General features: G+C 61.1%; 16 protein-coding genes and 1 tRNA gene. 12 read left to right on the top strand and 5 right to left on the bottom strand.

Features of this window, described 5'->3' with window-relative positions; translation table 11 throughout:
• The first annotated feature begins 11 nt into the window (after window positions 1-11).
• The 8 genes from rpoC (at window position 12) to QTI20_RS25525 (ending at window position 11789) form a co-directional block, all read left to right on the top strand.
• Window positions 12-4247, top strand: coding sequence for a DNA-directed RNA polymerase subunit beta' (rpoC, locus tag QTI20_RS25560; RefSeq protein ID WP_286556198.1), 4236 nt, complete (start codon window positions 12-14; stop codon window positions 4245-4247).
• Between the two features lie 131 nt (window positions 4248-4378).
• A complete protein-coding gene (locus QTI20_RS25555; protein WP_286556196.1) occupies window positions 4379-4996 on the top strand; it encodes a LemA family protein in 618 nt (205 codons plus the stop codon).
• Between the two features lie 80 nt (window positions 4997-5076).
• Window positions 5077-6432: a 16S rRNA (cytosine(967)-C(5))-methyltransferase RsmB gene (gene rsmB / locus QTI20_RS25550; protein WP_286556195.1), complete on the top strand. Its 1356-nt coding sequence runs from the start codon at window positions 5077-5079 to the stop codon at window positions 6430-6432.
• Window positions 6433-6475: 43 nt separating this feature from the next.
• Window positions 6476-7075, top strand: a complete 600-nt coding sequence (locus QTI20_RS25545; RefSeq protein ID WP_286556194.1) for a DUF4390 domain-containing protein — start codon at window positions 6476-6478, stop codon at window positions 7073-7075.
• Window positions 7072-9405 (top strand): sensor histidine kinase, encoded by a 2334-nt coding sequence (locus QTI20_RS25540; protein ID WP_286556193.1) that lies wholly within the window; start codon window positions 7072-7074, stop codon window positions 9403-9405. The genes QTI20_RS25545 and QTI20_RS25540 overlap by 4 nt, the downstream gene beginning before the upstream one ends.
• Window positions 9406-9484: 79 nt before the next feature.
• Window positions 9485-10189: a response regulator gene (locus QTI20_RS25535; RefSeq protein ID WP_183024341.1), complete on the top strand. Its 705-nt coding sequence runs from the start codon at window positions 9485-9487 to the stop codon at window positions 10187-10189.
• Between the two features lie 17 nt (window positions 10190-10206).
• A tRNA-Phe gene (locus tag QTI20_RS25530) sits at window positions 10207-10282 on the top strand.
• Window positions 10283-10454: 172 nt separating this feature from the next.
• Window positions 10455-11789, top strand: coding sequence for a tyrosine-type recombinase/integrase (locus QTI20_RS25525; protein ID WP_076196795.1), 1335 nt, complete (start codon window positions 10455-10457; stop codon window positions 11787-11789).
• On the opposite strand, the gene QTI20_RS25520 is transcribed toward QTI20_RS25525, so the two are convergent.
• Window positions 11725-12015, bottom strand: coding sequence for a helix-turn-helix transcriptional regulator (locus tag QTI20_RS25520; protein WP_083686623.1), 291 nt, complete (start codon window positions 12013-12015; stop codon window positions 11725-11727). The two genes, QTI20_RS25525 and QTI20_RS25520, sit on opposite strands and share 65 nt — an antisense overlap.
• Before the next feature lie 231 nt (window positions 12016-12246).
• On the opposite strand from QTI20_RS25520, the gene QTI20_RS25515 reads away from it, so the two are divergent.
• From QTI20_RS25515 to QTI20_RS25500, 4 genes are all read left to right on the top strand, one after another.
• Complete coding sequence (locus QTI20_RS25515; RefSeq protein WP_286556191.1) at window positions 12247-14055, top strand: DUF262 domain-containing protein; 1809 nt, start codon at window positions 12247-12249, stop codon at window positions 14053-14055.
• Between the two features lie 80 nt (window positions 14056-14135).
• Window positions 14136-16229 (top strand): DEAD/DEAH box helicase family protein, encoded by a 2094-nt coding sequence (locus QTI20_RS25510; RefSeq protein ID WP_286556190.1) that lies wholly within the window; start codon window positions 14136-14138, stop codon window positions 16227-16229.
• A 173-nt stretch (window positions 16230-16402) separates the two neighbouring features.
• Window positions 16403-18484, top strand: coding sequence for an AAA family ATPase (locus QTI20_RS25505; protein ID WP_286556188.1), 2082 nt, complete (start codon window positions 16403-16405; stop codon window positions 18482-18484).
• Window positions 18477-18935, top strand: coding sequence for a DNA phosphorothioation-associated protein 4 (locus QTI20_RS25500; protein ID WP_286539792.1), 459 nt, complete (start codon window positions 18477-18479; stop codon window positions 18933-18935). The genes QTI20_RS25505 and QTI20_RS25500 overlap by 8 nt, the downstream gene beginning before the upstream one ends.
• Before the next feature lie 14 nt (window positions 18936-18949).
• Here the strand turns inward: QTI20_RS25500 and dndE are convergent, their stop codons facing one another.
• From dndE to dndB, 4 genes are read right to left on the bottom strand one after another with little or no spacing between them, the layout of a single operon-like run.
• Complete coding sequence (gene dndE, locus QTI20_RS25495) at window positions 18950-19330, bottom strand: DNA sulfur modification protein DndE (protein ID WP_076196785.1); 381 nt, start codon at window positions 19328-19330, stop codon at window positions 18950-18952.
• Complete coding sequence (dndD, locus tag QTI20_RS25490) at window positions 19330-21315, bottom strand: DNA sulfur modification protein DndD (protein WP_286556187.1); 1986 nt, start codon at window positions 21313-21315, stop codon at window positions 19330-19332. The genes dndE and dndD overlap by 1 nt, the downstream gene beginning before the upstream one ends.
• 3 nt (window positions 21316-21318) lie before the next feature.
• Window positions 21319-22773 (bottom strand): DNA phosphorothioation system sulfurtransferase DndC, encoded by a 1455-nt coding sequence (gene dndC / locus QTI20_RS25485; protein ID WP_286556186.1) that lies wholly within the window; start codon window positions 22771-22773, stop codon window positions 21319-21321.
• Window positions 22774-23958 carry a DNA sulfur modification protein DndB gene (dndB, locus tag QTI20_RS25480; protein ID WP_286556185.1) on the bottom strand — a complete coding sequence of 395 codons (1185 nt, stop codon included), beginning with the start codon at window positions 23956-23958 and terminating at the stop codon, window positions 22774-22776.
• Between the last annotated feature and the right edge of the window lie 347 nt (window positions 23959-24305).

Below are 24305 nucleotides of genomic sequence, written 5' to 3'. Positions count from 1 at the left end.
GAAAGAATCACATGAAGTCTTTACTCGACCTGTTCAAGCAATTCACGCCGGATGAGCATTTCGATGCCATCAAGATCGGCATGGCTTCGCCCGAGAAGATCCGTTCGTGGTCTTTCGGCGAGGTGAAGAAGCCCGAGACGATCAACTACCGCACCTTCAAGCCCGAACGCGACGGCCTGTTCTGCGCCAAGATCTTCGGGCCCATCAAGGACTACGAATGCCTGTGCGGCAAGTACAAGCGCCTCAAGCACCGCGGCGTGATCTGCGAGAAGTGCGGCGTTGAAGTCACGCAGACCAAGGTGCGTCGCGAGCGCATGGGTCACATCGACCTGGCCGCGCCCTGCGCCCACATCTGGTTCCTGAAGTCGCTGCCGTCGCGTCTGGGCCTGGTGCTCGACATGACGCTGCGCGACATCGAACGCGTGCTGTACTTCGAAGCGTACGTGGTGACCGACCCCGGCATGACCCCGCTGAAGAAGTTCAGCATCATGTCCGAGGACGACTACGACACGAAGCGCAAGGAATTCGGTGACGAGTTCATCGCCAAGATGGGCGCCGAAGGCATTCGCGACCTGCTCGAAGGCATCGAACTCGACAGCGAGATCGAACGCCTGCGTGGCGACCTGACCGGCTCCGAAGTCAAGGTCAAGAAGAACTCCAAGCGCCTCAAGGTGCTGGAAGCCTTCCGCAAGTCGGGCATCAAGCCACAGTGGATGGTGCTCGAAGTGCTGCCCGTGCTGCCGCCGGACCTGCGTCCGCTGGTGCCGCTGGACGGCGGCCGCTTCGCGACCTCCGACCTGAACGACCTGTACCGCCGCGTCATCAACCGCAATTCGCGCCTGCGCCGCCTGCTGGAGCTCAAGGCACCGGAAATCATCGCGCGCAACGAGAAGCGGATGCTGCAGGAAGCGGTCGACTCGCTGCTGGACAACGGCCGTCGCGGCAAGGCCATGACGGGCGCCAACAAGCGCGCACTGAAGTCGCTGGCCGACATGATCAAGGGCAAGAGCGGTCGTTTCCGCCAGAACTTGCTGGGCAAGCGCGTGGACTACTCGGGCCGTTCGGTCATCGTGGTGGGCCCGACGCTCAAGCTGCACCAGTGCGGCCTGCCCAAGCTGATGGCGCTCGAGCTGTTCAAGCCCTTCATCTTCTCGCGCCTCGAAGCCATGGGCATCGCGACGACGATCAAGGCTGCCAAGAAGGAAGTCGAATCGGGCACGCCGGTGGTCTGGGACATCCTGGAAGAGGTGATCAAAGAGCACCCGGTGATGCTGAACCGTGCGCCCACGCTGCACCGTCTGGGCATCCAGGCCTTCGAACCCATCCTGATCGAAGGCAAGGCGATCCAGCTGCACCCGCTGGTCTGCGCGGCCTTCAACGCCGACTTCGACGGCGACCAGATGGCCGTCCACGTGCCGCTGTCGGTGGAAGCACAGATGGAAGCCCGCACGCTGATGCTGGCCTCCAACAACGTGCTGTTCCCGGCGTCGGGCGAACCGTCGATCGTTCCTTCGCAGGACGTGGTGCTGGGTCTGTACTACACGACCCGCGACCGCATCAACGGCAAGGGCGAGGGCCTGATCTTCTCCGACATCGGTGAAGTCCAGCGCGCGCTCGACGCCAACGAAGTCGAACTCACCGCCAAGGTGGCGGTGCGGATCACGGAATACACCAAGAACAAGGAAACCGGCGAATTCACGCCGTCGACCTCGCTCGTGGACACCACCGTGGGCCGTGCCCTGCTGTCCGAGATCCTGCCCAAGGGCCTGCCGTTCTCGAACATCAACAAGGCGCTGAAGAAGAAGGAAATCTCCAAGCTCATCAACGTGAGCTTCCGCAAGTGCGGCCTCAAGGAGACCGTGGTCTTCGCCGACAAGCTGCTGCAGAACGGTTTCCGTCTCGCGACCAAGGCCGGCATCTCGATCGCCATCGGCGACATGCTGGTGCCCGCTGAAAAGCACGGCATCATCGATCGCTCGGCCAAGGAAGTGAAGGAGATCGAACAGCAGTACGTCTCCGGCCTGGTGACCTCCGGCGAGCGCTACAACAAGGTGGTGGACATCTGGGGCAAGGCCGGCGACGAAGTGTCGAAGGTCATGATGTCCAAGCTGTCGAAGGAACGCGTGATCGACCGCCACGGCAAGGACGTCGAGCAGGAATCGTTCAACTCGATCTACATGATGGCCGACTCGGGTGCACGCGGTTCCGCCGCGCAGATCCGCCAGGTGGCCGGCATGCGGGGCCTGATGGCCAAGCCCGACGGCTCCATCATCGAGACGCCCATCACCGCGAACTTCCGCGAAGGCCTGAACGTGCTGGAGTACTTCATCTCCACCCACGGTGCCCGTAAGGGTCTGGCCGACACCGCGCTGAAGACCGCGAACTCGGGTTACCTGACGCGTCGTCTGGTCGACGTGACCCAGGACTTGGTCGTGATCGAGCAGGACTGCGGCACGCACGGCGGCTACCTGATGCGCGCCATCGTCGAAGGCGGTGAAGTCATCGAATCGCTGCGCGACCGAATCCTCGGCCGCTCGGCCGCCGACGACGTGCTGCACCCGGAAAACCGTTCGGTGCTGCTCAAGGCCGGCGAGATGTTCGACGAGGACAACATCGAAGAGCTCGAGGCGCAAGGCGTCGACGAGGTCAAGGTGCGTACCGCGCTGACCTGCGAAACCCGCTTCGGCATCTGCGCGACCTGCTACGGCCGCGACCTGGGCCGCGGCGGCCTGATCAACATCGGCGAAGCCGTCGGTGTGATCGCCGCGCAGTCGATCGGCGAACCCGGCACGCAGCTGACGATGCGTACCTTCCACATCGGTGGTGCCGCTTCGCGCGCCGCCGTCGCCTCGAGCGTGGAAGCCAAGTCGAACGGCTCGATCGGCTTCAACGCCACGATGCGCTACGTGACCAACAGCAAGAACGAGCTGGTCGTGATTTCGCGTTCGGGCGAGATCATCATCCATGACGAGCATGGCCGCGAGCGTGAACGCCACAAGGTGCCGTACGGCGCCATCCTGGCGGTCAAGGCGGACCAGCAGGTCAAGGCCGGCCTGATCCTGGCCAACTGGGATCCGCTGACGCGTCCCATCATCACCGAGTTCGCGGGCAAGGCCTTGTTCGAGAACGTCGAGGAAGGCCTCACCGTGGCCAAGCAGGTCGACGAAGTGACCGGCCTGTCCACGCTGGTGGTGATCGATCCAAAGCGCCGCGGCGCTGCCAAGGTCGTGCGTCCCCAGGTGAAGCTCATCGACGCCTCGGGCGCCGAAGTGAAGATCCCGGGCACCGACCACTCGGTGACGATCGGCTTCCCGATCGGCGCCCTGGTGCAGATCCGCGACGGCCAGGACGTGGGCCCCGGCGAAGTGCTGGCGCGTATTCCGGTCGAAGGCCAGAAGACCCGCGACATCACCGGCGGTCTGCCGCGGGTGGCCGAGCTGTTCGAAGCCCGCTCGCCCAAGGACAAGGGCATGCTGGCCGAGATGACCGGTACCGTGTCGTTCGGCAAGGAGACCAAGGGCAAGCTGCGCCTGCAGATCACCGATCCCGAAGGCGGCATCTACGAAGAGCTCGTGCCCAAGGAAAAGAACATCCTGGTGCACGAAGGCCAGGTGGTGAACAAGGGCGAGTCGGTGGTCGACGGTCCGGCGGATCCGCAGGACATCCTGCGCCTGCTGGGTTCGGAAGAACTGGCGCGCTACATCGTGGACGAAGTGCAGGACGTGTACCGCCTGCAGGGCGTGAAGATCAACGACAAGCACATCGAGGTGATCGTTCGCCAGATGCTGCGTCGCGTCGTGGTCGACAACATCGGCGACACCGGCTACATCTCCGGCGAACAGGTCGAACGCAGCGAAATGCTCAACACCAACGACGCCCTGCGCGCCGAAGGCAAGATCCCCGCGACGTTCACCAACCTGCTGCTGGGTATCACGAAGGCATCGCTGTCGACCGACTCGTTCATCTCCGCCGCATCGTTCCAGGAAACGACGCGCGTGCTGACCGAAGCCGCGATCATGGGCAAGCGCGACGAGCTGCGCGGCCTGAAGGAAAACGTGATCGTGGGTCGCCTGATCCCGGCCGGCACCGGCATGGCCTACCACCAGGCCCGCCGCGCCAAGGACCAGATGGACGAGGCCGAGCGCCGCGCCATCGCCGAGTCCGAAGCGGCTGAACTGGCCGGCAGCGGCACGGAAGAGGCGACGACCGCCACGGTCGACGCCAGCGAAGGCACCGCCACCGAGTAAACGGCGGCTTCCTCCCCGGCCATGAACGGCCCCCTGCGCCCTCCTGCCCCTTTGTGGCCGGGGGGCGTTTTTTCATTCGAACGGCCTGGGTGCGGCATGCCGCCCGAGGTCCCTTCTTCTGGTGCGAGAACGTGCTGAGTCGTCTTCCGCCTCTGCTGCCCTACTGGATCGGCGCGGCCATCCTGCTGTTCTGGTTCGTCGGCGCCTACAACCGGCTGGTGCGCCTGCGCTCGGCCGCCCTGCAGGCCTATGCCACGCTCGACGCGGCCCTGCTGCGCCAGCTCGACTTCGTGCAGGCGCACGTCCAGGCGCAGGCGAAGGAGGGCGAGGACGCGGTTTCGCCCGCCATCGTGTCGCTGCGCGCGAGCACGCTGCAGTTGACGACCCTGCTGGCCGCCACGCGGCTGCGCCCGCTCGATCCGGCCGCCATGGCGGCGCTCGACACGGCGCTGTACGTGATGCTCACCGGCTGGCAGCGGCTCTATCCCGACGCGGTCAACAGCTTCGAGGTCGACGGCACGCTGTCGCGGCGGCAGCCGCTGCCCGACACGCCCTCCGAGCCGGATGCCGGCCTGGCGACGCAGCCGGCCGGCCAGGCGGTGCCCTGGCCCGAACCCTCGGCCACGGCCGAGATCGCGCGCCACCAGTTCAACCTCGCGGTGCAGCACTACAACAGCGCCGTCGGGCAGTTCCCGGCGCTGATCGTGGCCTGGGTCATGCAGCTGCGCCGGGCGGCCCCCATGAAGTAAGCCCCGGTGCCCGGGCCTTTCCGCCACACGCGTTGCCGCCCCGCGGCATTCCTTCTTCCGCCATTGTTACCATCCACCGCTTGTCAGACCTCTCCGAACCCTCCCTCTCGCCGCCGCTCTGGCGGCAACTCCAGCTCACCGCCCAGGCGCTGGCGGCCATTCGCGCGGGCACCTCGGGCTCGGTCGCCTTCGAGCTGGTCGAGCCGGCGCTGCGGCCGGGCGTGCAGTCGCTGGGCTTCCAGGTGCTGCGCCGGCTGGGCCGCGCCGAGGCCCTGCGCCGCCACCTGGCCAAGCGCACGCCGCCGCCGCCGGCCGACGCGCTGCTGTGCACCGCGCTCGCGCTGGCCTGGGACCCGGCGTCCTCGCCCTACGAGCCTTTCACGCTGGTCGACCAGGCGGTCGAGGCCGCCAAGCGCAACCCCACGACGCGCGCCCAGGCCAGCTTCATCAATGCCTGCCTGCGCCGCTTCCTGCGCGAGCGCGACGAACTGGTGGCCGCCACCGAACACGAGCCGGTAGCGCAGTGGAACCATCCGCGCTGGTGGATCGAGCGCCTCAAGCGCGACCATCCGCGCGACTGGCAGCGCGTGCTCGCGGCCGACAACCAGCAGGCGCCGATGACGCTGCGGGTCAATCGCCGGAAGACCTCGGTGGCGTCGTACCTGCTCGCCCTGCGCCATGACGGCCAGCAGGGCTGGCCTGTCGGCGACGATGGGGTGCAGCTGGCCCAGCCGCGGCCCGTGCTGCAGCTGCCGGGCTTCGCCGCCGGCGAGGTCTCGGTGCAGGATGCCGCGGCCCAGCTGGCGGCCGCGCTGCTGCTCGACGGACTGCCCGCGCCCCGGCCCGGCGCCGCCCCGCTGCGCGTGCTCGACGCCTGCGCGGCCCCGGGCGGCAAGACCGCGCATCTGCTCGAACGCGCGGGCTCGACCGCGATCGAGGTGACGGCGCTGGAGGTCGATGCCGCGCGCAGCCGCCGCATCGACGAGACCCTGGCCCGGCTGGACCTGCAGGCCCGGGTGGTGGTGGCCGACGCGGGCCGCCCGCGCGGCTGGTGGGACGGCCAGCCCTACGACGCGATCCTGCTCGACGCGCCCTGCACGGCCTCGGGCATCGTGCGGCGCCATCCCGACGTGCGCTGGCTGCGCCGCGAGAGCGACACCCCCCAGCTCGCACAGCAGCAGGCGATGCTGCTGGCCGCGCTCTGGCCGCTGGTCCGCCCCGGCGGACGGCTGCTTTATTGCACCTGCTCGGTCTTCCGGGAAGAGGGCTCCTACCAGATCGAGGCGTTTCTTGCGCACAACACCGATGCCCGATTGCTGCCTTCCCCGGGCCATTTGCTGCCCCAAGGCGGCGGCAATGGGCGCGGCGTCCCGGACAATCCCCTGGGTGATCACGACGGTTTCTTCTACGCCCTGCTCGAAAAGCCCGCCCGCTGACCGGCGCGGCCTGGCCGCGGCCTGGGCGCGGGGGCGTGGGGCGATGCTGTTGCTGCTGGCCTGCCTGTTCTTCTGGCTGGTCAGCCTCTGGCCGGCCCCGGCGGCGGCCCAGCAGCACGGGGCCTCGGTCACCCAGCTGCGCCTCGAGCGTGGCGACGACGGCGTCTACCTGAGCGCCGCCGTGCAGTTCGAGCTGCCGACCCTGGTCGAGGACGTGCTCATGAAGGGCATCGCGGTGCACTTCGTGGCCGAGGCCGAGCTCTACCGCGAGCGCTGGTACTGGACCGACCGCAAGGTCGCGCAGGTCTCGCGCTACATGCGGCTGGCCTACCAGCCGCTGACCCGGCGCTGGCGGCTCAACGTGGCGCCGGTGCCGATCAGCGGCAACGCGGGCTTCGGCGTCTCGCTCAACCAGAACTTCGACACGCTGGAAGAGGCGCTCGATGCCGTCAAGCGCATCGGCCGGCTGAGGCTGGGCGACGAGGCCGAGATCGGCGAGGACGTGGCCCATCCGGTGGTGTTCCGCTTCCGGCTCGACACCTCGCAACTGCCGCGGCCGTTCCAGATCGGCGTGGTCGGCCTGTCCGAATGGGACATCACGGCCGAACGCAGCGCGCGGCTGAGCATGGACAAGGCGCGATGACCCCCGCCGACCCGCGCGCCGCCGCGGCGGCCAAGGCGGCCGGCCGGGCGCGGGCGGTGCGCTGGGCGGTCGGCGTGATCGCCGCGCTTGTCACGGCCATGGGCCTGGTGCTGATGTTCCTGCTGGCGGTCGCCACCAACAACCGCGCGCTCTACGAGCAGAACTACGCGCGCCTCTTCGGCATCAACGTGGTGGTCGCGACGCTGCTGATGCTGGTGATCGGCTGGGTCGCGTTCCGGCTGGTGCGGCGGCTGCGCCAGGGCAAGTTCGGCAGCCGGCTGCTGATCAAGCTGGCGGCCATCTTCGCGCTGGTCGGCGTGGTGCCGGGCGTGCTGGTGTATTTCGTGTCCTACCAGTTCGTCTCGCGTTCGATCGAGAGCTGGTTCGACGTCAAGGTCGAGGGCGCGCTCGACGCCGGCCTGAACCTGGGGCGCGCCACGCTCGACTCGCTGGCCGCCGACCTCGCGACCAAGACCCGCGCCGCCAGCAGCCAGCTGGCCGACGTGCCCGACACCAGCGCCGGCCTGCAGCTCGAGCGCATGCGCGACCAGCTGGGCGCCAGCGACGTGGTGCTCTGGACCGGGTCCGGCCAGCTGATCGCCGGCGCGGGCGCCTCGCGCTTCCAGCTCAACCCCGAGCGGCCCACGCCGCAGCAGTTCCGCCAGGTGCGCGCCGACCGCGTGATTTCGCACATCGAGGGCCTGGACGAGGTGCAGTCCCAGACCACCGGCCCGCCGGTGGCGCCGGCCAGCGTGCGGGCCCTGGCGCTGGTGCAGCGCCCGGGCTTCGACTTCGACACCGACCCGCGCTTCCTGCAGGTCACCCAGCCCCTGCCGCCGGCGGTGGTCGCCAACGCGCTGGCCGTGCAGGAGGCCAACCGCGAATACCAGGAGCGCTCGCTGGCGCGCGAGGGCCTGCGCCGCATGTACATCGGCACGCTCACGCTGTGCCTGTTCCTGGCCGTGTTCGGCGCGGTGCTGCTGGCGGTGCTGTTCGGCAACGGCCTCGCGCGGCCGCTGCTGGTGCTGGCCGACGGCGTGCGCCAGGTGGCGGGCGGCGACCTGCGGCCCACCACGGTGCTGCAGGGCAAGGACGAACTGGGCGGCCTCACGCGCTCCTTCGCGGTCATGACCCAGCAGCTGGCCGATGCGCGCGCGGCCGTCGAGCAGACGGTGGGCGAGCTCGATGCCGCACGCGGCAACCTGCAGACCATCCTCGACAACCTGACCTCGGGCGTGATCGTGCTCGACCAGGCGGGCACCGTGCTGTCGACCAACCCCGGCGCCACCCGCGTGCTGCGCGCGCCGCTGGCCGCCTACGAGGGCCAGCCGCTGCGCGACGTGCCCGGCCTGGCGGCCTTCGCGCACAACGTGCAGCAGCAGTTCGACGACTTCGAGGTCGAGCGCGCCCAGCACGGGCTCGACCACTGGCAGCATGCCTTCGAGCTGCACGCCAACAACTTCGGCATGGCCCAGCAGGACGCGATCAACATCGTCGCGCGTGGCGCGGAACTGCCGGGCGCCGCGCGGCTGCTGGTGTTCGACGACATCTCCGAGATCGTCTCGGCCCAGCGCGCGCAGGCCTGGGGCGAGGTCGCGCGCCGGCTGGCGCACGAGATCAAGAACCCGCTCACGCCGATCCAACTGTCGGCCGAGCGGCTGGAGATGAAGCTGGCCGGCAAGGTCGCGCCGCCCGAGCAGGCCATCCTCACCAAGTCGGTCAAGACCATCGTCGACCAGGTCGATGCCATGAAGCGGCTGGTCAACGAATTCCGCGACTACGCACGCCTGCCGGCGGCCGACCTCAAGCCGGTCGACCTCAACGCGCTGGTGGCCGACGTGCTCCAGCTCTACGGCGCCGACAACGCCCCGATCGCGCTGCGCAGCGAACTGGACGAGCGCTGCCCGCCGATCCGCGGCGATGCCCAGCAGATCCGCCAGGTGATCCACAACCTGTTGCAAAACGCCCAGGACGCGGCCGAGACCGCGGCCGCGGGCACCGGGCGCGCGGGCGAGGTGGTGATCCGGACCCGGCTGGGCGATTCGGGCCAGCGGGTGCGGCTCACCGTGCAGGACAGCGGCCCCGGCTTCGCGGAGAACATCCTCAAGCGGGCCTTCGAGCCCTACGTCACGACCAAGGCCCGGGGCACCGGACTGGGCCTGGCCGTGGTCAAGAAGATCGCCGACGAGCACGGCGCGCGGATCGAGCTTTCCAACCGCACGGTCGACGGGGCTGTGGCCGGCGCGCAAGTCTCGTTATCATTCGCGTTGGCAGGCGAGCCGCGCGTAGCGGTCGCTCACACCGAAGAATCGAAACCATCCATCGTCTGAGGCCTGCAGCAGCGCGTGGATGGTCCGGCCGACGGACCCGTCTCATACGCGGACAACGCAGCAGCAGCAACAAAGACTCATGGCAAACATCCTCGTGGTCGACGACGAGCTGGGCATCCGGGACCTGCTCTTTGAAATTCTCAATGACGAGGGCCACCACGTGGAACTCGCCGAGAACGCCGCCGAGGCGCGTGCCGCCCGGCAGCGCGCGCGGCCCGACCTGGTGCTGCTCGACATCTGGATGCCCGACACCGACGGCGTGACACTGCTCAAGGAGTGGTCCACCGCGGGCCTGCTGAGCATGCCGGTGATCATGATGAGCGGCCACGCCACCATCGACACCGCGGTCGACGCCACGCGCATCGGTGCCTTCGCCTTCCTCGAGAAGCCCATCACCATGCAGAAGCTGCTCAAGGCCGTGGAGCAGGGCCTGGCGCGCGAGAGCGCGCGCCGCGCGGCCGCGAGCGTGGTGCCGGTGGCCAGCGGCTTTGCCGCCGCCGTCGTCACCACCACGGGCGAGGGCGCGCTCGTCGCCAGCCCCCACAACGTGGTGACGGCCGTGGTCGACCCCGGCCCGCAGTCGCGCCAGAGCTTCGACCTCGACCGCCCGCTGCGCGACGCGCGCGACGGCTTCGAGAAGGCCTACTTCGAGTTCCACCTGGCGATGGAGAACGGCTCGATGACCCGCGTGGCCGAGAAGACCGGCCTGGAGCGCACCCATCTTTATAGAAAACTCAAGCAGTTGGGCGTCGATCTGTCGAGAGGTCGAAAAAGCGCTGTATAATCGCAGGCTGCACACATGGCCCGGTAGCTCAGTTGGTAGAGCAGCGGATTGAAAATCCGCGTGTCGTTGGTTCGATTCCGACCCAGGCCACCATCTTTCTTTCTCAGTAGATCCCAAGTCAGCTCACAAGTCCTTGTAAATCAAGGGCTTAGCCTGAAAAGGCGGCTCAAGCGGTGTCACTGAATCCCAGAACGTCCCGTTCTTGCGTGTACCCCTAGGTGTACCCCAGACTGATTTTTAACTTCAGTCTCTCCGGGGGTACACCATGGGACAGCTCACCGAACTCCAGATCAAAGCGGCCAATCCGCGCGGCAACGAATACCTGCTTTCTGACGGCGAAGGGCTCTACCTTCGCGTCAGGCCGAACGGCAAGGTATGGATCTACCGGTACAAGCAGGCAGGCAAACAGGCAAAGCTCAGCTTGGGCGCCTATCCGGTAGTAGGCCTAGCACTGGCGCGAAAGAAGGCCCGGGAAGAGGGCGAGAAACGAGCAGGCGGGATTGACCCGCGGGAGTCCCGCCGGGATCAAGCTGAGCGCGATAGGGCGGCGAAGCTCAATACATTTGAGTTGATGGCGCGAGCTTGGCACGCGCAAGCCCAGAAAGACCGTGAATGGTCCCTGAACTACGCCGAAAAGGTCATGCGGCATCTGGAGCTGCACATCTTTCCGTGGCTTGGCTCTTTGACTATGGAGGCTATCAAGCCAACCGAACTCGTGCGCTGCCTGCACCGTATCAAGGAGCGGGGCAATCTTGAGACCGCGCAACGCGTGCGAGAGGTCGTCCAGCACGCCTTCCAGTACGCAGTGGACGTCGGGGCATTGGAGCCAGCAAAGAATTTTGTGAATAGCCGGACCGGCGGCCTGCCGCCACCACGCGCGCGTCACTATCCCGCCATCACAGATCCAGGGAAACTGGGTCAACTGCTACGCGACATCCGCGGCTACAACGGCCACGTCATAACGCGCGCCGCGCTTCAGCTGTCCCCAATGCTGTTTCAGCGCCCAGGGCAATTGCGCCTCGCAGACTGGGAGGACATCGATTTCGAGAAGGCCCTGTGGCGATGCCCTCCCGAAAAGATGAAGCTACGCGAATGGATGAAGCGGGACATTCGGACGCCGGCCCACGTGGTCCCGTTGCCTACGCAAGCGATCGACATTCTCCGCGACATCTTTCCGCTTACAGGACCGGCCGGTCCCATCTTCAAAAGCATGGCGAAGCGCTCGGAGGCAAGCCGATATATGAGCGACAACACCCTAAACAGTGCTTTACGAACACTCGGCTACGACACGAGGGAGCAAATTACGGGGCACGGCTTCCGCGCCACGGCGCGAACCCTTATCCGAGAGCTGCTGGGATGGGACCGTGACGTGATTGAGCGCCACCTTGCCCATGTATCAGACGAGGAACTAGGCGGCAGCTACGACCGCGCCACCTTCCTGGCCCAACGTCGTGAAATGGTTCAGCTATGGGCCAATTTGCTCGACGACCTGGCAGAAGAAAAATCAGTAACCCCGTGGATTGAGCTGCGCGGCCTCACTCCAAAACCGAGGCATGAGCCCCTAGGGGGACCGGCTGAAGCGCCCAGGCTTGCCGCGTAAGCACGCCATAGTTCTCTGGGTCATCGATCCACTGTTGCAAAGTGGCGCTAGACCACGCCGAGGCGCGACCGCCAAGATGGACGGGCGCTGGAAATCGGCCCTCGGCAACGCGGCGATAGATGGTGGACCTGCTCAGAGCCGTGATCCGCATGACATCGCGTAACCGGTAGAACGCGGGGGGAGCCTTGGAAATGCTGGGTTTGGGCAGCGACTGATGAAAGTGCATGTCGATCTCGATATGGTCCAAATGCCCAAGAATGCGTCCCATAGCGTTCCAGGCAAACTCACGGCAGCAACCCGCAGCGCAGCAGGTACAAGCTAGCGGTTCCCTTGGGTTCAGGCGTGTTCAAGTCCGCTCGAGAAACGATAGCTACCTGCCCCAGAATCTGTTTACACTGTTACAAAATGAACAGATAGGCATGCCCGGCGTGGGAAATGCCGATTCCACGGAGGCATTTTGGTCATCACACCTCGTCATGAGAGCATTGCAGGACTGTTCGGTCCCACGAGAATCTTCAGGGTGCCGAAGTACCAGCGCCACTATGCGTGGACCGCCGAAGAGATCGATGACCTCAAGGCAGATCTTGCCGGCAGCCTGAAGGCGCGAAAGGCATCGCAGGAGCGCCCACATTTTTTCGGCGGCCTGGTGACAGTGGCCAGACCGCATGCCGGAAGCGCGACCAAGCTTGAAGTTATAGATGGACAGCAGCGCCTCGCGACGTTTGTGATCTTGGTCGCGCAAGTCATAAACGTAATGTTGGAGCTTTCTACAAAGCTTGTCGCGGATGCAGATGGCTCTTTGCGCAAATTTCTCGAAGACCGTGCAGGCACGCTGCGCGCCCAGTTCTTGCGACTGGACGACACGGTTTCCCTCAAGGTTGAGGACGTCGCCCGTCTGGAGCTCTCAAAGCCAGACTACCTGTTCTTTGTGCAATTGATTCAAGGGAACAATCCCGACGACGCCGAGCGAACGTCCCACAAGCTCCTCAAGGCGGCCTACGTATCGCTTGGCAAGTACATCGCCGACCTTGTTGCCCAGGAATCAATTGATCATCAAAAAGTCACTCAGCTTGCCAATATTGCGAAAGTCTTGGAGGTCGACTGGACGGTGATCCACATGGAAACAACCACTGTCCAACATGCATACAACCTTTTCCAAGTCCTCAACGATCGCGGTGTTGGACTCACGGAAGGCGAGCTATTGCGTGCGAAGACGATGGAGGTCTTGGATGCCGTCGCAACTCAAGAGCAGCTGGATCGAATCGAAAAATGTTGGGACGACATCCTAAGTGAGGCTCCAGGCCGGGTCGAAGAAGTCTTGCGATGGATATTCGCGTCACACACTGGGAAACGGCCGGGCAAGACGACGCTCTATGATGAATTTCTTCAGCATCTCATCCCTAGCCACCCCGCTGTTCTTACGGCAAGTCAAGCTGCTAGCCTGGTAACCGCTGTCGAGGACCTCGGAAAGGACTTCAAGAAGATCGCCTTGATGTTGGACGGACAATGGCCACTGCCAGGTCATTCAACTGTCACTGCTTGGGACCGAGACCGGTTGGGGCTGCTGCTCCGCGAGTTGAAACACACGAACTGCATCCCGCTGCTGATCGCCGCCACTGCGCTGAAGCAGAAAACGTTCTCCGATATCGTTCAGATGTTGGAGCGGTTCGTCTTTCGCTATAAAAGTGTTTCGAATGCTCATATCGGACCTGCGACCAACGTTTATAACAAGCATGCGGTGGCAATTAGGGCTGCCCCATCGACATATAAAGTGACGACGCTAAGGGCAGATTTGCAACCGCTCTTGCTTACCCACGCCAGCGACAGTCGGTTCACGACCGCCCTTGGCGAATTGGAGTACTCAACCCTTGCAAGTAACAAAACGATCAAGTACTTCCTGATGACCATCGAGCACTATGCCCGCTGGTATCAGGACGGTGCGAACGGGGCCCCGGTGTGCAAAGACAAGTCTCGGGTTCTCGACTTTGCCAATACAACTCTCGAGCACATTTACCCACAAAACAGCTCGCCGAGCGATCCCCACTTAACACCGGTCGTACAGTCACTAGGCAATCTCACCATTCTCGGGCCAACAGACAATGATGCAGTAGGCAACAAGCCATTTCTACAGAAGAAGGCGGTATTTGCCAAGTCAACCATCTCACTCAATGTCCAGATTTCATCCCTAGCGGTTTGGAACGTGGCGGCCGTCAATGCCTGGAAAGAAGGACTCAAGACGATGGCTCTGAAGATATTTGTGGTCTGAACCGTCATGAAGTACGGCCATGACCAACGGATCCACGGTATCGGGCTCACCAGCGTAGAAGCTGCAGGGCTTGGCTAGTCATGAGCCTCCAGAGCATCAAGCCAAAGATCTCCTATCGATCAGACGCGGGGAACGTCGTCGATGACTTCTATGTGCCGTGCATGACCAATGCGGTGCTGTACCGTCGTGCGGTTGGATACTTCACCAGCGGGTCGTTGAGCCTCGCCGCGCGCGGCGCCGCACGGTTGATCAAGTCGGGAGGGAAAATTCAGCTGATTACCTCGCCGCAGCTGTCTGCCGAGGACACCGAAGCCATCGAGAAGGGCTACGAAAGTCGAGGTCAGCGAATTCGCAAGCTCTTCGAAACTGAGCTTGAGCAACTCCAGGATGAACTCGAACGAGAGCGATTGAATGCACTGGCCTGGCTGATTTCGATCAACGCGCTTGAGATCAAGCTGGCCCTGCGCGTCGACCCCCGCACCGGGAAGCTAGGCCGGGGCATCTATCACGAGAAAATTGGTGTCTTCGAAGACTCGTCTGGCGCGATGATCGCATTCACGGGTTCACAGAACGAAACCACTGGCGGGTTGGTCTCAAACTTTGAATCGATCGACGTGTATTGGTCATGGGATGACCCACATGGCCGTACGAGGGCGAAGGCTGCTGACTTCGATGACTTGTGGGCCGGCGCACCTGGTAATCCGGCCCTCTTGGTGGAGGACTTCACCGAGATCGCGAAAGAGGTATTGGCGAAATTTCGCCGGGACCAGCCTCCAGAATTCGATCCTGACGAAGAGCAGGTACGTCGTACCAAGCGCGGACCGCGCAGCCCGCAAATTCCCGAGACTATCCGATTGCAGGATCATCAGTTGCTCGGAATTCGCAACTGGGTAGCAGCAGGGGGAAAGGGTGTCCTGCAAATGGCCACCGGCGCGGGCAAAACAATCACCGCCCTCGCCGCGGCTGTGCGGCTTTATGAACAAATGGGGCTGCAAGCCCTTATCGTTGTCTGCCCATACAGACATCTTGTTCAGCAGTGGTGCAGGGAGGCAGAGAGCTTTGGCTTTGACCCTCTGCTGGCATTCGAGTCCATCAATCGATGGGCCGAGCGATTGACCGCACAGCTGAACGACGTGCATAGTGGAACGCGCAAATTCATGTGCGTGCTGACAACCAACAGCACCTTCTCTTCTGATTCCTTTCAAAGCCGGCTGCGGTACTTCCCTGCCACGACCTTCATTGTTGGTGATGAAGTGCATAACCTGGGTTCAGAGAACCTCGCTTCGGCTCTTCCCGAAAAAATTACTTTGAGACTGGGGCTTTCGGCCACGCCCGAACGGTGGTTCGATCTTGAGGGAACTGCTCGAATATTCAACTATTTTGGTCCGGTCATAGAGCCGAAGTTCACGCTCAAGATGGCGCTGAATAAAGGCGTACTGGTGCCTTACAGGTACATTCCAATTCTCATTGAGCTGGACGACGACGAGCGCGAGCGGTATCTGGAGATCAGCGCCAAGATCGCGAAACTGTGGAATGCCGACGCGGAGTCAACTTCGTTGAAGTTCCAACTGCTTGAGCGAGGAAGACTGGTTGCATCTGCCCGCAACAAACTGGTGGCACTCACGCAGTTGTTCTCGTCGACCCTCCAAGGGCAAAGTCATTTTCTCGTTTACTGCGGCGACGGAACGGTGGAAACGGAAACTGACTTAGGAGTTGCGCGGCAAGTTGACGAAGCGATGCGCTTGCTGGGAAGCGATTTGGGGATGCGCGTGTCGAAGTACACGGCCGATGAGAATCTCGACCAACGCGAAGTTCTGCGCAAGGGAATCGATGATGGGACCCTGCAGGGCCTTGTCGCAATCCGTTGCCTCGATGAAGGCGTCGATATTCCCTCTATTCAGACTGCAATTATCTTGGCCAGTAGCAGCAATCCCCGGCAGTTCATCCAACGGCGGGGGCGCGTTCTTCGACGCGCCCCAGGCAAAGACGCTGCAGTCGTTTATGACATGGTCGTTGTCCCGCCCGAAGAGGGCGTCGTCGGCGAATCGGAGCGTAGCCTGCTTCGCAAAGAGCTAGTCCGATTCGTGGAGTTTGCAGATCTCGCGATCAATTCCGGTGAGGCACGCGCGACAATCTTGCCTCTCCAAAAGAAGTTCAACCTGATGGATCTCTAAAGAGGAAAGTATGGAAGAAGAAAAAGCAATCGATCCGATGGAGCCACTGCGGCGTGACCCTGCGGAGGTGCGAGGAATAATTACCAGAGTTTTGAAGCTTGAGGCCGAGCGCCTCTATCTGGAACGTCCGCATATCAATGACGACATTCTCAGAATTATCAAGGAGGTGGTGAATGATTCTCCTAGAACTTCAGCTTAACAACTTTCGCCAGTTCTACGGACAAACGCCACCAGTCAAGTTTGCGACTGGCCAGGGTAATGTCACAGTCCTGTATGGGTCGAACGGAGCCGGTAAAACCGCTGTGCTCAACTCGTTCACATGGGCAATGTACGACTCAGTCAGCAAGGGCTTTCTCTTCGAAGACCAGATCATCAATAAGAGAGCAATTCGCGAGTCTGCGCCTGGTGCGACGATAGACGCGTGGGTGCAGATCAAGTTCGAACACTTGGGACGCCAGTACTTGTTGAAAAAGTTGGTGCAAGCGGTAAAGGGGGATGACGGGGACTTGGTATCCAAAGGCCCACCCCTTACCACCCTTATGTGGGCTGCAGAGGATGGTAAGTGGAAAGTGGAAACCAACACTGCGGATGTGATCGGAAGAGTACTTCCAAGAGACTTACACACATACTTCTTTTTTGACGGCGAACGTATCGAGCGGATCGTGCAACCCTCGGGAGAAGAACAGAACGACATCGCCAATGCGACGAAGAAGTTGCTCGGATTGGAGGTGATTGAGCGTGCGGTGCGGCATCTCGGTGCTGCGAGGAAGACGCTTGAAAAGGAGCTTGAGCAAGTGGGTGACGCCGCGACTAAGGAGATTCTCCAGCGCAAGGCCGGCATCGAAGAACAGTTGGCAAGGGTAGAGGCGCGCTCAGATCAGGCCACCAAGAACCTCGTTGGGCAACGTGAGCGACAGAAGGAACTCAAACAGCGCCTATCAAAGCTTGATGAGGTCAAGGTCGACCAACAGCGGCGCGAGCAGCTCGAGACAGACTTGGAGCGCGCAACGGACACGATGACCGCCGCAAAAAGCCAGCTGAGCGCTCTTCTGAATGCAGATGCCTACAAGGCGTTTCTGTCCGGGCCAAGTCAGAATTTCTTAGATCTGATTGAGAATCTGCGCGCGAAGGGCGAACTACCCGCCGGGATCAAAAGGCAGTTCGTTGATGATCTGCTTGGCAAGTACACATGCATTTGTGAGCGTTCGCTAGACATGAATGAGTCGCGCAGTGCACGTGAAGCTGTGGAACGCTGGAAAGACAAAGCGGGTCTGGCGCAAGTTGAGGAAAAGGCGATCCGTATGGGGGGAGAGGTTAGACAGCTGCGAACGCAACAAGAAAACTTCTGGGATCAAAGTGATGCGCAGCAGCGAAGGATTGCGGCTGATCGCGAAGAGATCAGTCGCATTCAGACAGAGCTGGAAGACATTGGACAAAGGCTGCGACTGAGCCCGCAGGAAGGTGTCAAGGATCTCGAGGCTCAGTTTGAGGCCACCGTAGAAGCTATTGAGCAGGCGAATCAGGAAATCGGCAGTGCGAAGAACGACCGCCGTCGCCACGAAGAAGACCTCCGTCTTATCTTGCTTGAACTGCGTAAGAGTGAGCAAAGCGAGGGTAAGCAGCAGTTGGCGCAAAGGCGCCTGCAGGCGACCTTGGACGCGATCTCGCGCCTCCAGGAATCGAGAGGCCTCTTCGAGAGCACGTTCAGGCGCACCTTGACAGAGAAGGTGCGAAGCCTGTTCGCAAAGATTTCATATACACCCTATGTCCCCGAGGTCACCGAGACCTACGCCCTCCGACTACTGGAATCCGCAGGCGGAACCGCGCTGCCGGTCGCAGCCTCTCAAGGCGAGAATCAAATCCTGAGCCTCGCGTTCATCGGTGCCGTCATTGACGTCGCGAGAGATTTCACCCGTAACAAGGAGAAGTTGCCCGGACCTGAAGCGAGCACCTATCCAATTGTGATGGACTCTCCGTTTGGGAGCTTGGGATCCGCTTATCGCACCCAAGTTGCAGACAAGATCACAGCACTTGCAGATCAGGTAATCCTGATGGTCACGCCAACCCAATGGAACGGAGAAGTTGCCAACGCTTTGGCGAGTCGTGCTGGCAAAGCATACGTAATTGAATACTGTACGACGAAGAGCGATATTCCATCAGAACTGATCGACGTCCGCGGTCATTCTTACCCGTTGGTCGTGAAGAGCGCCAACGAATTTGAGTACTCGATCATCCGGGAGATCAGCAATGGTTGAACGACGCATCCGCTTTGCAAAAGACAAGCAGGAACTCATCCGAAAATTTCTTTCCGTGGACGACGGGACTGGGCCGTTCAAATTGCAGGCCGACGTAATTGCCTTCTCGGCAGCTCTGGGAGCTGCGAGAGGACGGCGGGAGCCGCTTCCGGATTCGCTTGCGGAGCCGATCCGACAGGATGTCTTTGATCGCCAGGGCTATGACACATTGATCAACCTGCTAGCTGTTCAAGCGGAGCAGTCTGCTGCGATTCTGGAAGACTCCGATGAGATGATTGCCAAGCGCTCACTGGTGTTTGAAGAGTTTGCCAATGGCGGACTTTCAATCCTTGCGGAAGAAACCAAGGGGCAGGTCGACTTCAGTCAGGCCATCCTGCTCATGGTGAGCGACACAAGAAAACGAGATAGCGTTGACACGCCAACATTCGACCTCTCGAAGCTAAAAATCTGACCACTGCACGCGCGTCAGTTCGCGATGGCTTCCAGCGATTTCGCGAGCTCGACAAGCAAGTCGTCCTCCCGCCTACTAACGAGGTATGAAAGCCCCCGGTGCACATGCTGGATGAACGTCTGCCGAACAACCTCTTCGCTCACCTTTTTGCCCTCGGACAAGATTCGAACGGCCAAGAGGTTCAGGTAAAGCGCGTCTTGGCCGCCGGTTAGGGTGCGCCAATCTATTTCGATGCCTCCGCCAAAGGAGAAGGACTCGAGCGGCGGCACAGACGGGTTGGCCAGCGAGATGCATAACGCGTGTCGGCATAACGCGTTGTTGTGTTCGATTCCCGTCCGTCGCTTCAAAGTCGCCAACTGATTCTTTGCGGACGCATTTAGTCTGATTCGATCCATTACGCGAAACTCTCGGCCGTGGTCTTGTTGATGGTGGTGGACCCGACACCATCGTCGTAATCCAGCGAATACTCAGAATTGGTGTATGGCTTCAAGGTGTCGTAAGCAATGCCGTCAACCTCCTGGTCAGTCGACAGCACGACGACTTGATGCGACACGGTCGCAAAAAAACGCTTGATCAAGGATGAACGATGCTCTTGGTCGAGCCTCGCAAGCGGGGTATCGACCACGACGGGAAATCTTCCGCCCTTTCTTTCCTTGATGAGCGCGCTGAGGACCGAGATAGCAAGGAGTTGTCGTTCTCCAGCCGAAAGCCTGTCCATCGAAAGCTCCTGGCCTTTCCCATCCTCTATGGATACCTGATAGGACACTGGATCGACCAAGACCTTTGAAACAAGATTGCGCTTCCGAAGAAGATTGCGAAACTCGTTCGTGATCATCTCCGACAGCCACTGGGCCTTGGAGGCTAGCAACTTATCCTTAAAAAGAAGCAGCGCCTTTCGGGCGCGTATGGAGGCTTCGAGTCCCTTCGCTTCCAAGGAACGATCGCGAAACTCGGTCGTGAGGCGCTCCTGTGCTCCACCCAGTCGCGCTCGCACATGGATGAGATTTGTCTGTAGTTCCTCAATGCGCGTGGTGATCGCGGCCAGCTGGGCTTCTGCAGCAGTAGCTTCCTTGGTTCGCTCCTGCAAGGATTTGAGGATAGTCGCAATCTGTTCCTCAGCCGGAATCTGCCCGATCTGCTGCTCCGCCCGGTCGAGGTCTTCCCGCGTTGCAGCCAATCGATCAAGTGCTTGCCGGAGTCGCTTCTTTCCATCTTCCATCTGGCGTTCTGCCTCTTTGGGTGGAGCGTCCTGGAGTGTCGGTTGGTTGCTTGGCCGTTTTGAAGAGAATTGCTGTAGGTCCTCCGCTAGTGCTTGGCGGAAGGCATCCGTCGCATTTTTCGGGAGCTTCTGGGCCATTGCGGCAACGAGGCGCTGATCCCGTTTCTTAAATTCTTGGGCCAATAACTTGGAGTGGCGCGAATGTTGATCGGCTTCCCAGCACTCGATATAGCGTTGCCAAAGGCTCGGCAACCACACCATGGGAAGGACAGGGTCCGAAAGTACTTCGGCCAGGGCGCTTCGAGCGGCTTCTGATTCCTTCTGGCTCACAACTACTGTGTGTCGAATGCTGGCAGCTTGCTCATAGGCGGCAAGCCCTCGCCGCTGCGCTTCGGCTGTGTACTTGCTCAGGGCACGCTGAGCCTGTTCGACTACGTTCTTCGCGGACGCCTGCGCCTGGATTGAGTTTCCAAGCTCGTTCGCGAGCGATTGCTCTTGATCTTCCCAAGAGGCAACGTTTGCTCTGGCAGATTCGAACTCGGCAGACGAGTCCTTGTTCTTCAGCATGGAGCGACGCTCCAGTGCTTTCAGATCACCCCCGAGGGCTTCAATGCCGCCGATACCCAGGAACACCTCAGTCGCCCGTCTTAGCAGATCAGGGAGTCGTTCTGGATTGGCGAGAGCCTCAATTTTTTCCCCGTCGAAGAGAAAAAGCTGGACCAGCTCGGCCGGAAGAATTGATCCGATAAATTCATCCCAGGTGTCGGAGAAAACCAGATCCTTGCTGCCGTCCTCAAAGATGCTCAAGCTCTCGATGAGGTCAGATCCCTTTCGACGCCACTCCCGGCGAACGGTCAAGGTGCGCGGCGCGCCGCCGATCTCCACCAAAACCAAAACCTCTACGGAACTGTTCCCAACGGCGTCCTTGCGTTGCATCCCAAGCATCAGCTGCTCGTACTCGGTGCGCTTCATCCCGCTGATTGCTTTATGGCCATACAGCCCGACCTGAAGCGCTGTAAGCAAGGTTGTCTTGCCACTACCGTTGAGTGCCTTCACCAGAATGACTGGACGACGGCCGGTGACACGGAGATCGAGGGTCTGCCGCTCCTTGAAAGGACCGAGATTCTCGACCGAAATGCTTAAGATTGTTAGCTTTGCCATCGTCTACGCAACCAGTCCGTTTGTGTCTGCATCGTTGGCACCGCCAGCTTCACCCTTCTGACTTGCCAACGCGAATTGGAGTGCTTCGCCCTCATTGCGAAAGGCATAGTGATGCAGCACCTCTTCAAGGCGATCAAGATGCTTTGACCGTTTGTGGGATTCGATCGTCTGGAACTGTGTGGCAAGAAGAGATCGCGTCAGTTTGTAGAGCTCTGACGATGCATCCGGATCCACTTCCGATGCGACATCTTCCAGAAGCTTCAGGTCGTGCGCGTCTAGTGGCGATTGCTCAAGGTCCTTGCCGGGATAGGGGATGCCGAAGACACCTGCGTAGATGCTGGGGACGAAGTCTTCAATCTCCCCTTTTTCCTCTACCCACAGTCGTCTGATTTCCTCAAGCTCCTCAATTGAGATCAGCTCGATGAGATTTGACCCCTGTGCTTCGTCCGCTTTCTGGACAAGTTTCTGCGTTTCCAGCAGTTGCGTCAGAAGCAACTTGCGATGGTCTTGTGTATAAGGTCCGTGTACAAGCTCGCCGTGAAAAACAGTGAGCCTGCCATTCATCCTGCGGAAGTCGCGCAACGATCGATCCTCGATGGCGAGATGCTTGTTCCGGAAATCCAGGATGGGCTGCATCCATTGCTTTTGCTCGTCGTTCTGAATCATGGCCTGCATTGACTTGTCTTGCGTGACCATCGTGCAAACATAGCATCCGAAACGGCTGTCACCGCAGCTTGGAGTCGACGTGTCAACGACGATTGGGCACTCCGCATCTGGTGTGGCACCGCGATAAATGGCGAAGAGTTCCTGATTGTCGATACCCCAAGGATTCGGCTGCGTGATCAGATATTCCCAAACGTCATCGCTGGTCCAACTTTCGATAGGAGGATAGACCCACACCCGGGAGAGCCTCGGGTCCTTGTTTTTGCTTAGGCGAGCACGTGTGCTGCTCTTGTACTGGTCCATCACTTTGTCGCGCGCTTGGCTCTCGCCCCGCCGCTGCCCCAGAACCAAGATGGCCTCGCCATTGTTTTCGGACAACTCTTGGATGAATTTCGTCGATGCGCTGATCTTGAGTCGGTCCGTGCACCAACGAAACTTGGGTCGCGGCGCTGGATAGCCCTTGCCGATTAGGTTGACCCAAAAGCGGTTTTCGAGGGATGGGGTGAGCTTGTGGGCAGTGATGTTCAGGCCTTGTTGCTGTGCGGACATGTTGATCCGCTGCAACGACAAGTGCACCCAGGCTGCAATCACTGGGTTCTCGACCAGAGTGTCAGTGCTGATCACGTGGATCGGCTTAACGCGCTTCTCCTGCGGCAGCGAGGCGACAGCGGACCACACCAACTGCAATGACGCAGTCGAATCCTTGCCGCCGCTGTAGCCAATGATCCAGGGGATCGAGTCCGATAAATATAGTTCGCGTATCTCCGCGACGATCTCTTCAAAAGGAGTACTCATTTACTTACGTCCAGTGTTTCGACGCGGACGTCGCGAGGAGGCCCATGCCTCCTCCGCCGCGCTCTCTTCAGGTGTCAACTTGAGGCCAAGCACTCGCTTGATCTCATTGCATGTCAATGTGATGTTCTGGCCGGACTTGGCCATCGCCCCGCCGACCATCGCCCGGCCTTCCCAAGTGGTTGCATTTTTCCGGGACCAGTCGACTTCGCGCAATCGTTTGAGGCGCTTCGCCCGTTCAGTCGCCGACAACTGGTAGAGAGCGCGTCCGGCACGTCCCAATGCCTGCAGCACGATGGCGTGCGAGTGAATGAAATCGCGGCGAAGGTCGCCCGAGGTCATCTTCGATTGACGCACATACGTCCACTCCGGAATCTGTTCTCCGACCGCTTCCCAGAACTCAAGACACTTCTTGCTGGCAGACTCGAAGTCGTCGAGTTCCTTATCCGAAAGCAGTTCAGATGTTGCGAAGTTCAAAGCGCTTAGCGTGAAGAGCTTGCGAGCGCGAGGCGCAAGAGACGAGCTTTCCATCTCGATGAGATTCTTAAAGACGGGCGAAGCCAGGCTAAGGTGCCGCACCAGACTCGCAGCTGTACTCCGGTGGTCATAGAGCACGCCTAGCGAGGCCGATGGCTTGACGGCATAACGGTTGAGGTCCGCGAACATCTGCTGGCAGCGTTTCAGTCCGCGGTCCAGAAAAAACACGACAGCAATCGTTTCTTCGCCAAGCTCCGGAGCCGTTTCCAGCGCGTGAACAATCGCAGCGCGACGATGCTGACCATCGTTCACGATAAATTTTGCGTCCATCGACACGGTCAACGCACCCATGCGAAACGACGCGGGGCCTTTGTTGGCTACCGGATCGAATTGGATGGATCCGTCAATGGAAACGGTAATGGCCGAAAACGTATAGCTATCCTTGTTTTCTACGATGTAACGCGCGATGTCTGGCACGCGGGCCTTGTTGAGCGTCCGCTGCGCGCGCAACTCCGGAACAAGTTCTTCCTCGCCGAAAGAGAAGAGGCGCGGGAGCAACCGCAGAGGGCACATCGACACGTAGTACTCGCGTCCGGCCTGCACCCCCCGTATCGCGGGGAAAACATATGAGAAATTTTCTGCCATGTTTGTCGATTTTAGCAGGTTTGTTTGTGTATTTATGAACAAACGTACCGCGCCGCCGATTGTCATGCAGCTCGTTGTCGCGACGTTTGGGTCAGTCAATTAGGTCGTGCGCTGAGTCACCAAGAAAGCGATCGTTTTTCATAGCCCGCCAAGCTTGAGCTCCGTCGAGCCGGCGATGCTTGATGTCATGTGCAAAGGACTGGAGCATTGAGCGCGATCGGTCATCTTCGCTTGACTGTATTGAACGTCCCTCCAGGGGACTGGCGACGCCAATCCCCGCCGCGCAAGCTTGGCGCCCCTCGATGCCGCCGAACAGGCGGCGCCTGATCGGCCAGCGCACATTGCCGAAGCGCGCTACGCGCTTGTTCACCTCCAGCTAGGCGTGCCCACGACACGCGGTGGCGCTCGCCGCG

Source organism: Variovorax sp. J2P1-31 (assembly GCF_030317215.1).
Lineage (GTDB): Bacteria > Pseudomonadota > Gammaproteobacteria > Burkholderiales > Burkholderiaceae_C > Variovorax.
Note: the sequence above shows the minus strand (reverse complement) of the source record. Positions and strands in the feature narration are given on the sequence as shown.